Below are 9546 nucleotides of genomic sequence, written 5' to 3'. Positions count from 1 at the left end.
ATTCCCTTGTTTTTTCATCCTGTTGCCATTTATATATTAAAGATGCATGATTTACTGTAGATTTTAAAACCTCATGTTTTGTTATATCTTCTACTTTTTTACCTCTATAATAAACTTCCCTACCATCTCTTAAACTATTTATATATTCTATAGGGTCTCGTAAACCCAAATCTAACACCATTATAGAATTAGGTTATAAGATATTAATATTTTTATGCATTAATGTATTCAATAGATGATAAGATATTAATATCTTGTTATAACTTATTTAAATATATTAATAAGGAAAGCTTAATAAATGCAATAACTAATCTGTTTATAGTGAGATTATGATTATTCGAGATTTAAAATGGAGTGATATGAATGATCTAATAGATAACTATTTGTCATACTATGAAGAATTAAAAGAAAATCCTGATTTAGGTTTAGTATTATATAAAAGTCCTCCTAAATACATAGACGAAGTTAGTTGGTTCAGCAACCTTTATTCCGAAGTTTTAAAGAAAGACGCAATAGCTGTTGTTGCAGAAGAAAATGGTAAAGTAGTAGGGATGTGCGATATTCATAGGCTAAGGCCAAATTCAGAGTTATCTCATATTGGAAATTTGGGTATAGCTATTAGGAAAGAATATAGAGGCAAAGGTATTGGGAAAAAGCTAATTCTTAAAGCGCTCGAGGAAGGAAAAAACTTATTTGAAATAATACAGTTAGAAGTTTTTTCTAATAACAAGATAGCAATTTCATTATATGAAAAAGTTGGTTTTATAACATATGGTATTTTTCCAAATAGAATTAAAAGGAAAGACAAATATTACGATGTTATATTAATGTATTATAAATATACTGAAAATTCTAATTTCAATAAATAAATTTCTCCGTTCAAGAATAAATTTAATGTTTAATTATAACTAATTGTAGAATTTATTATTAAAATTATAATAAAATTCATTGTAACGATTTTATTTAGACTCATTTTTTACGCTTAGCGATTTTAATGTTTCTAGCGCATTATTTATGTGAGCTTCGATGTTGAATTGAGACTTGTAAATGCTTCTTATTATGCCATTTTTATCTATAACAAAAGTTACTCTATCAGCAAATATAAAGCCTTCAGCGTTGTACTTTTTCCTAATTTCTTTTTTTGAATCACTTAATAATATGAATGGTATTTTGTATTTTTCTTTAAACCTTTTATGAGTTTCTAGGTTATCAGAACTTATACCTATCACTATAGCGTTGTAATCTTTTAATTTATCCCAATTATCTCTAAAAGAACACGCTTCTTTAGTACAACCAGGGGTGAAGTCTTTAGGGTAAAAATATAACACTATATTGTATTTTCCAATATAATTTGCTAATGAAATTTTTTCTCCGTTATCTGCTATTGCTTCAAAAAGAGGTGCTTTGCTGCCTACTTTTATTTTTTCATTGCTCATTTTTTCACCTTTATTAGATTGTGTTATAAAAGTTTTATTTTCCTGTTTATACTTCTTTTTTATAATTAAAGGCAAAGTTTTTGTATTTTTTAATTTCTCTTGTAAATTTTTTATAATTAAAGCAGGTAATGTAGAATTTTTATTGGAGTTAAGAAATTGGTGTACTAGTGAATAAACTAGTAAATAAATCGTTCATTGCTTATATGTAATTAATTGTCTCAAAATGCTATCTTTTATCTTTAACCAATCTTCATTGATAGGCATAGTTATTTTAATTAAGTAAATTACATAATTTTTATCACTTTGTTCAGATATATAAATCTCTGTATTATTACCAAATTTAGATAGAACTTCCTTAGCTTTGCTTTCAAATAATTTTATATCTGCTATAGGAATTTCTACTCTAAGAGTATTTGTTATATAATCACTCCATTGCGTATAGTGTTCTATAGCAGCGCCTCCTAATAATATTTGATTTGGTATCTTTATTTCATGTCCTTGCTCTGTTACTAATGATGACGAAAATAATCCTATTTCTAAAACTCTACCTTTAAATCCAGGTGCGATATAATCTGGAGAGAAAAACTTATATCCTGGATTAGGAGCCCATTGATATGGTATTTGCCAATTTAAAACTGTTATAATATCCCCCGGCTTTATAAATCTTGTACCAAGTATTATTAATCCGGCAAATAAATTGCCTAACACAGGTTGCAAAGCTAAACCTAGAACTAATCCAGTTACCGTACCGCCAAATAATGCTGATTCAGTACTAATTCTAGTAAACGCAACTATTACAACAATAACAATCAGATAGCCTAATATTTTAAACAAATTGCCTATAGAAATTGCTCTTTCCTTATATTTTGGTAATAGGTGTCTTATTAGCCCATTACCTAAGCTTCTCACTGCTAATAGACTGGCTATTAATTCTATTAAATCCTTAACAACCCACATATAAATCTCTAGTTTATGAAAAAATAATCCTAAGAATTGCATAAATATATAAATTGATATAGCAACAAAAATTATGACTGCAATTTCTATAATCGATCTGCCAAATCCTGAAAAGCGACTTTGCGAAATTCTGAATCCCCCTTTAGTAGTGCCTAAGTTTTATGCCCTCCTAATGGAATTTAACCTTTTTTCAACCTAAGTTAGTTAAATTTCGGTTAACTCTACTTTTCTTATGTGTAGAGTAGAGATAACTGGAGGTTATCTTAACTTATTTTTTAATTTTTATATAGAAAATATTATTTTATCATACAATTGGGTCTAGTCAGTTTTTTATTACTGTCTTAAGTAATACCTCAATTAGGAATTCAGCATAAAAATAGTATAAAACATATAGCTAAAATTAGATGTCTTCTATATAAGCCAAAGACAACGGTATTACTTAAGGCTGAAGTAATACCGCAAAGGAAGCAATTCGTATATTTTTAATGCTACGGTATAGCATACGTGATTAATTAATAATTTATTTATTAAATAAAAAATTGTAGTTTACTAGTCTATGTATTGGTAAATTCTTTAGTATATTTTTGAGTTTGTTGGACAATTTATTTATCAATAAATAGTGTATATGTTTTATTGAAATCTAAATATAAAATAAATTAAACTTTATAGTATATTTATATTAAAGAGTTTTATGTGCATAGTAATGTAAAATGTTAAAAATTTCTTCGTATTGCTAACTCTATTACTATTAGATAATCAAAAAATACACATTTATTCAAAATTTTTAATAAAAATAATATATAGAATATATTTTTAATAAAAATCGTAATATTAAGCTTTATTAGTTACTGAACATATCCTTGAGCATTTATTTTTAAATGTAGCACGTATCTAAGTGTTATCCAAGATCCTATTAACACCATTATCATAAATAGAAAGCTGGAAACGGCCATTTGTATATTTCCACTTAATATATGACCTGAAGCACAACCGTTAGCCATCCTTGCACCGAATAAGACCATAAAAGTACCTATGAATGATCCTAAAGCTCTCTTGCTGGCTGAAGTACCGAAAGTGTGTTGCCATACATTTGGTATTTGTTGCTTAAATCCCATGAATCTTTTGCTAATAAATAATGATGAAATAAGCCCTCCTAAGAAGGTGCCTAGGTCTGAAAAAGGTTCCCAACCTATTTCACTAAATGGGTTGTTAACTGGTGAACCGTTAACTATATGTAATCCTCCAAATAATTGGAAATAAGCATTCGATGCAGCCCATTTAGGATTTATTAAATAAGATAGTTGTGCTCCTATCCAAGAATATGTTGTTGATTCTCCAAATATTTGTCTCAATATTATTACTGCAACCGCTGCTATAGTGAATTCTATACCTAACAATATTATAGACCTAGCATTTCTTATGCTGCTTTCATTAATTAGCTCTGTAATGTATTTTCTAGCTTTAGGATATTTTTTCTCTTCTTCTTTTAATAGATCGCTAAATTTTGTTGTTTCTTTATTTGTTCCAATTAAATGAAATGCGCATGATTGTTTCATAGATTGTTTTGGATATCTTGGCAAAAAGAAGAACATTAGCAATAATAAGATTCCAAATACTATACTTACTAGAAACATTTCAAGCTTGGTGTTAAATCCTAACAATGTTGCCCATGTTACTGGTCCAAAATTTAAAGTATTCCAAAACAACCATCTAACATTACCAAAAATTACTGACCATGTAAAGGCACCAAGTAAGCCGCCTATTACTGCGTAAATTGCATCGCGTCTGCCTTGGCCTAATGCTATCCATACTGTGCCTGGGAAGTATCCAGCAATACCTACTCCTGCTCCAAATATTAAACCTCCTATGACTATACCAAATACAAACAAATCTTTAATGCCAAAATTTGGATGAGGTACAAATAGATTTAAGCCATAAAGAAGTATTGCTCCTAACCCGATTGCAAATCCAAAACAAACCATTAAAAATCTATCTTGGAATGACATCACTCTGAACAGCGTATCAGGGTCTGAGAAATTCCATAATTCTAGAGGAATAGCCAGCAAAAGACCTGCAACTATACCTAAGATTAAGGGTGCTTTATAAATATGAAGAACTGTTTGTTGGTAGATACCATAGATCAACATTATTAATGCAATTACAAATAAAATCGAACTTGCTATCCAAAAAATTGTTTTACCAGATTTATCACCAGATCCACTTTCTACAGTACTCATATTATATTTCACCTCGTTACTACAAAATGTATTAAGTGTATACAATAAGTATAAATATTTTTCTTTTTAATTAAATATATTGAAAATATATCTATACTTTTTTAATATTTTCCTTAAAAAATTTGGTTTTTTAAATAGTTTTATTTAGACTTCTGTCTATTTTATCTAGTGCAGTAACTTATAAGGCTTCGTCAGATAGTATATTAAACAGGTGAAAAAATATGAGTAATCTAGTATATAGTAAAGAGGAAAAGAAAATAATAATTGATGTTAGCAAAAAAGATGAAAAAGAATTAGAGTGGTATGAAGTTGCAGTAATTGCTGAGGGCGCATAAGTATAATATGGCAGCAAATACAAACTTTATTAGATAAGTCTTAGAAATTATATTTAAATAATACATTATAGATAAACAACTAAGTTGCTATTTTAGTTTGGTTTATTTAGCTATTTTTCGCTGTTCTCTTCTCTTAGAATATCACAAGATAAAATTGATTTGCTATAAGAGCTTACGTGATTTATAGCTAAGTCTATTATTTCCTTTACTTCTTTGTTGCTTATTATATATATTGAATATTTTCCTTTTTTATCTACATTAACAACACCACAATTTTTTAAACATGAAAGGTGATGTGATATTAATGATTGCGATTTGCCTAAGTTATTTGCAATATCCTGTACGGAAGCCTCACCTTTTTTAATTAAAAACAAAACTATTTCTAGCCTAGTTCTATCTGACAAAGCTGTGAAAAATGATACTAATTCTGATAGTAGGGGTTCATTATTAGTTTTATTGGTCAGCATATTTATCATCTGTTTTTTAATAAAAAGAGTGAAGTTTATAAATCTATATATGAACAATTATTCATATGTAAATTTATAAAGATTATAGGCTTTTAAATATTTGGTGAAAAATATGAAAATGAATTTAAGAATAGACAACTCAGATCTTAGAGGAAAATCGTGTGAAAGTTGTGGAAAAACGTTAACTCCAGAAGACGTTTATATAAGAAAAATAGGAGATGAAATACATTATTTTTGCTGTTCTCACTGTGCAGATGCTTTTGAAAGAAGTTATAAAAAATAGAGGCATATAAAATGGAAGAATTGGTAATAATAGGTTATGGAGCAGCAGGTTTTGCCTCGCTAATTAAGGCTAATGAGCTGGGAATTAAACCAGTATTGATAGGTTACGGTCCAATAGGAGGGACTTGTGTAAACTTTGGATGCGTGCCATCAAAGAAGATGCTTAATGTAGGTGAATTATACGCAAAATACAGGAAGCACCTTAATACAGATATCTATCCACAGTTTTTTGACTCATTTAAAGAAAAAGACGATTTGGTTAATGAAATGAGAAAAATTAAATATGAGAATGTAATATCTTCTTATGATGTTACATTAATAGAAGGTAAAGCATATTTTATCTCTCAAAGAAAAATTAAGGTAAATGAAAAGATAATCGAGGCAAAAAAGTTTATCATAGCTACAGGTTCTTCTCCGAAAATTCCTAATATAAAAGGTATTAAAGAAGTTAAATATTGGACTAATGTAGAAGCTCTTAATCCTGATAGGAAAATAGATTCTCTAGTTATTTTAGGAGGTGGACCTCTAGGCTTAGAATTTGCTCAGATGTATAAAAGGCTTGGTGTTGATGTAGCGATACTAGAGTATATGCCTTTACTGCTACCAAATTGGGAACCTGAAATATCGCTAGAAGTAAGAAAAATTTTGGAAAAAGAGGGTATATCGGTTATAACTAATGTTAATGTAAAAGAAATTAAGAAAAATGGAGAAGGGAAAACAATTGTTACTAATAAAGGAGAAATAGAAGCTGATGAAATTTTAATAGCAACAGGTAGATCTCCTAATACAGATTTAAACTTGGAATCCGCAGGAGTGCTATTAAATGAAAATAAAGGTATTAAAGTAGATGATGAACTAAGAACAAGTAACTATGACATATTTGCAGCAGGAGATGTAATAGGAAATAAAATGTTAGAATCATTAGCTGGAAAGCAGGGCAGTATAGCAGCAGAAAATGCTATAAATAACGCTCATAAAAAAATAGATATGCTAAGTGTTCCTCAAGCAGTATTTATACAACCCAACGTGGCTATGGTAGGGTTGACTGAAAGTGAAGCATCGAAAAATCAGAAGATAGATACTCGTTTGATAAAGATGAGTGATGTACCTAAGGCTAATATTTTAGGAGAAGACGAAGGTTTTATTAAGATGATAATTAACAAAGAAGATAGAAGAATATTAGGAGTTCATTTAGTTTCAGAAAATGGTGCGGAAGTAATAAATGAAGCAGCGTTAGCTATTAAGATGAGAGCTAGTATCGATGATATAGTCGATACGATACATGTTTTTCCTACTATGAGTGAATCTATCAGATTAGCTGCTCTTTCATTTACTAATGATATAAAAAAGATGAGCTGTTGTATATAGTTTAGATATTCAATGATTTTAAAGAATTTGTAGCTATTTTATAGTCTTCTTCAGGACTATTGCCAGCAACTCCTAAAGAGCCTATTATATTTCCTATATAAATCCCCCCTTGAGATGTGTTAAATCTTTCATTAGAATCTTCTCCATTTGGACATTCTATAATCTCTCCAACTATTTTAGTTACTTCATGAGAGTTTAATTTAAATGCAGATGATGTCCAAGCCCTGCTTCTAGATATTTCAACAAAACCATAGGGAGTTCCATCCATTCTATAAATTAGAAGAGGCCATCCGTTTACATCTGTTATGGTTATTGCGACCGGTTTTAACTTATTGCTGTTAACATAATTTATTACCGATTCCGCAATACTTCTTGAAATCTCAAGACCTTTTTCGACATTGGTTTCAAATTCTTCTTCTCTATACGCCCCTGCAAAACCTGCTTGAGCAATTTTTTCATCCCCTTCTATAGATTCTCCACTATGCCCGATACCCCCAACGACTTCCCCTTGGATTATTAAAGGTATTGCGCCATGTATCAAGGTCATTCTCCCATGATATTTAACATTAAGCCTCCAACCCTCTCCTCTAGTTATAACTTGATCTAAAACTTTTGCAGATAGTTTCATCACTGATGCGGTCCAAGCTTTATCTATTGCAAGATCTACAGTTGCAGGTAAAGCGCTATCCCTTCTTTCTAATGCAACAACATGACCTCCAGAATCAGTAACAGCATAACTTCCTGGTAACATATTGTTATCCATGGAAAAGCTTATCATGGCATTAATTATTTTTCTAGCAAGATTTAAATTTAATGTATTGTTTAAGCTCATGATATCACCCCTTTTCTAATGCTTGGCTGATAGTTTTTCTTTTCTTCAAACCTTACACCTGATTTAGAAAGAATCTCAACAACTTTTTTTCCGAGCATTGGCGATGCTGAAACACCAGCAGGACCTAAAATTACATTAACCCAATTAGGCACAAATTCAGGTATTCCAATAACAAAATCATGCCAACCAGTATCAGGATTCGTCATCGCCATAAATCCAGTAAATGATTTTAAAATATGATTTTCAAAAGGCAATCCAGGATACAATGTTTTTGAAACATTTATAGCATGTTTTATCGCATAATCTTTAATTTCCTTATTGGATCTAAATGTCATTTCTAGATATATGCCAGCTCTTAGTTTACCATCATACGTAGGGGATATAAGTTGCATGTGAGGGCTTCCTCTAGGCAAAATAAGGGTTTCATGATTTATCATTTTACCTAATTCATCATCAAATTCCACTATGGTTCCTTTAAAGGGGACATAAGAAAAATCTCTAGCCTTAGCTAGCTCTGCAATCTTATCAGCTTCAATTCCTGAGGCATTAATAACTATATCAGTTTTTATTATATACTTATCAGAATATAATTCAAACTTTCCTGAAACTCTTTTGATATTATTTATTTTAGTATTAAATAGAAATTCTGTTCCATTTGCTTTAGCATTTTCTGCATAGGCCTTTGCAACTTCTGGAGGATTAACTGTCGCCAAATTAGGATCATAAAGAGCTCCAAAGAATTCATCAGATATTTCTGGTTCTTCATTTTTAAGTTCTTTTTTATTTAAGAATTTTAACGGGATAAAAGAACCTTCAGGTATTAAGAGGGGTGATTTAGGATCTAGAGACGATTTAAATGCCCTAGAATACATCTTTTGAAACTTTTTAAAATCAGAATTATCCCTAATTAGCCAGAGACCTCCTATTCTTCTAAACTTAAAATTAAGTTCTTCTGCGAGTTTTGGCCATAAAGGTATGCTCTTAATGTTTAATTCTGCATGCAAAGTTCCAGGTCTAAAAGTTAACGAATCAGCTCCTTGGCAAACCAATGCGTGATTTGTTGTAGTTCCTTCTAGCCCTATATCATTTTTCTGCTCGATAACGGTTATAGATAAGTCGTACTTTGATAATTCTCTAGCTATTGCAGAACCAGCAATACCTGCACCTATTATAGAAATATCAGTATTTATAGTTTCTAACACTTTTGGCACACCATATTATATTAAAAGTTCACAGTATTAACATTTTTAATATGGTTTTGTATAAAACTGTTTAAATTATTGTGTATTCTAAATAGTATAAAGTTATTAATCCTTATTGCTAAATATTTATTTTGGGTACAAATGGTGGGAAGCCAATTAAATTATGATCTTTCGGTTCTCTTATCTGATATAAATGAAGAAAATTCTATAAAATTAATGAAAAAGTATAACAAGATTTTGAGATGGGTTGTTGCAGATTTTCCTAAGTTTGCCTCCCATAAGAATCCTGATAAAGTAGGTCTAATCTATAATGATGGCAAGATAGAAAAAAGATATAAATATAGTGAACTTGATTCATTATCAAACAGGTTTGCGAACTTTTTAATAGAAAATGGCCTAAAAGATTACGATAGAGTGGCTATTCATTCGT

At 29.9% G+C, this 9546-nt stretch carries 11 protein-coding genes; 4 read left to right on the top strand and 7 right to left on the bottom strand.

Annotated elements, in window-relative coordinates; genetic code table 11:
* Positions 1 to 181 (bottom strand): 4-hydroxyphenylacetate 3-hydroxylase N-terminal domain-containing protein (locus Q0C16_RS01840; protein WP_292319341.1); only part of this gene is annotated, 181 nt, incomplete at its 3' end.
* A gap of 148 nt (positions 182 to 329) precedes the next feature.
* Between Q0C16_RS01840 and Q0C16_RS01835 the strand changes: the two genes are divergently transcribed.
* Positions 330 to 869, top strand: coding sequence for a GNAT family N-acetyltransferase (locus tag Q0C16_RS01835; protein ID WP_292319340.1), 540 nt, complete (start codon positions 330 to 332; stop codon positions 867 to 869).
* Positions 870 to 959: 90 nt separating this feature from the next.
* Here Q0C16_RS01835 and Q0C16_RS01830 read toward each other — a convergent pair whose 3' ends face one another.
* The 4 genes from Q0C16_RS01830 to Q0C16_RS01815 form a co-directional block, all read right to left on the bottom strand.
* Positions 960 to 1436, bottom strand: coding sequence for a peroxiredoxin (locus Q0C16_RS01830; protein WP_292319339.1), 477 nt, complete (start codon positions 1434 to 1436; stop codon positions 960 to 962).
* Between the two features lie 192 nt (positions 1437 to 1628).
* Complete coding sequence (locus Q0C16_RS01825; protein ID WP_292319338.1) at positions 1629 to 2435, bottom strand: mechanosensitive ion channel family protein; 807 nt, start codon at positions 2433 to 2435, stop codon at positions 1629 to 1631.
* Between the two features lie 803 nt (positions 2436 to 3238).
* The gene (locus tag Q0C16_RS01820) at positions 3239 to 4630 is read right to left on the bottom strand and encodes a YeeE/YedE thiosulfate transporter family protein (protein WP_292319337.1); all 1392 of its coding nucleotides are present in this window, start codon (positions 4628 to 4630) and stop codon (positions 3239 to 3241) included.
* Between the two features lie 445 nt (positions 4631 to 5075).
* The gene (locus tag Q0C16_RS01815; protein ID WP_292319336.1) at positions 5076 to 5441 is read right to left on the bottom strand and encodes a helix-turn-helix transcriptional regulator; all 366 of its coding nucleotides are present in this window, start codon (positions 5439 to 5441) and stop codon (positions 5076 to 5078) included.
* Positions 5442 to 5550: 109 nt separating this feature from the next.
* Here Q0C16_RS01815 and Q0C16_RS01810 point away from each other — a divergent pair, with 109 nt between their 5' ends.
* Both Q0C16_RS01810 and merA read left to right on the top strand, forming a co-directional pair.
* Positions 5551 to 5715 (top strand): transcriptional regulator, encoded by a 165-nt coding sequence (locus Q0C16_RS01810; protein WP_367117877.1) that lies wholly within the window; start codon positions 5551 to 5553, stop codon positions 5713 to 5715.
* An 11-nt stretch (positions 5716 to 5726) separates the two neighbouring features.
* Positions 5727 to 7082 (top strand): mercury(II) reductase, encoded by a 1356-nt coding sequence (gene merA / locus Q0C16_RS01805; RefSeq protein ID WP_292319334.1) that lies wholly within the window; start codon positions 5727 to 5729, stop codon positions 7080 to 7082.
* 1 nt (position 7083) lies between these two features.
* Here the strand turns inward: merA and Q0C16_RS01800 are convergent, their stop codons facing one another.
* Both Q0C16_RS01800 and Q0C16_RS01795 read right to left on the bottom strand, forming a co-directional pair.
* Positions 7084 to 7914: a heme-binding protein gene (locus Q0C16_RS01800; protein ID WP_292319333.1), complete on the bottom strand. Its 831-nt coding sequence runs from the start codon at positions 7912 to 7914 to the stop codon at positions 7084 to 7086.
* Positions 7911 to 9116, bottom strand: a complete 1206-nt coding sequence (locus Q0C16_RS01795) for an NAD(P)/FAD-dependent oxidoreductase (RefSeq protein WP_292319332.1) — start codon at positions 9114 to 9116, stop codon at positions 7911 to 7913. Before Q0C16_RS01795 ends, Q0C16_RS01800 begins: the two co-directional genes overlap by 4 nt.
* Positions 9117 to 9257: 141 nt before the next feature.
* On the opposite strand from Q0C16_RS01795, the gene Q0C16_RS01790 reads away from it, so the two are divergent.
* Positions 9258 to 9546: AMP-binding protein (locus tag Q0C16_RS01790; protein ID WP_292319331.1), on the top strand; the 289-nt coding region annotated here is incomplete at its 3' end.

It is taken from the genome of Caldisphaera sp., assembly GCF_023256325.1.
Classification (GTDB): domain Archaea; phylum Thermoproteota; class Thermoprotei_A; order Sulfolobales; family Acidilobaceae; genus Caldisphaera.
This window is presented reverse-complemented; position numbering and strand designations above follow the sequence as displayed.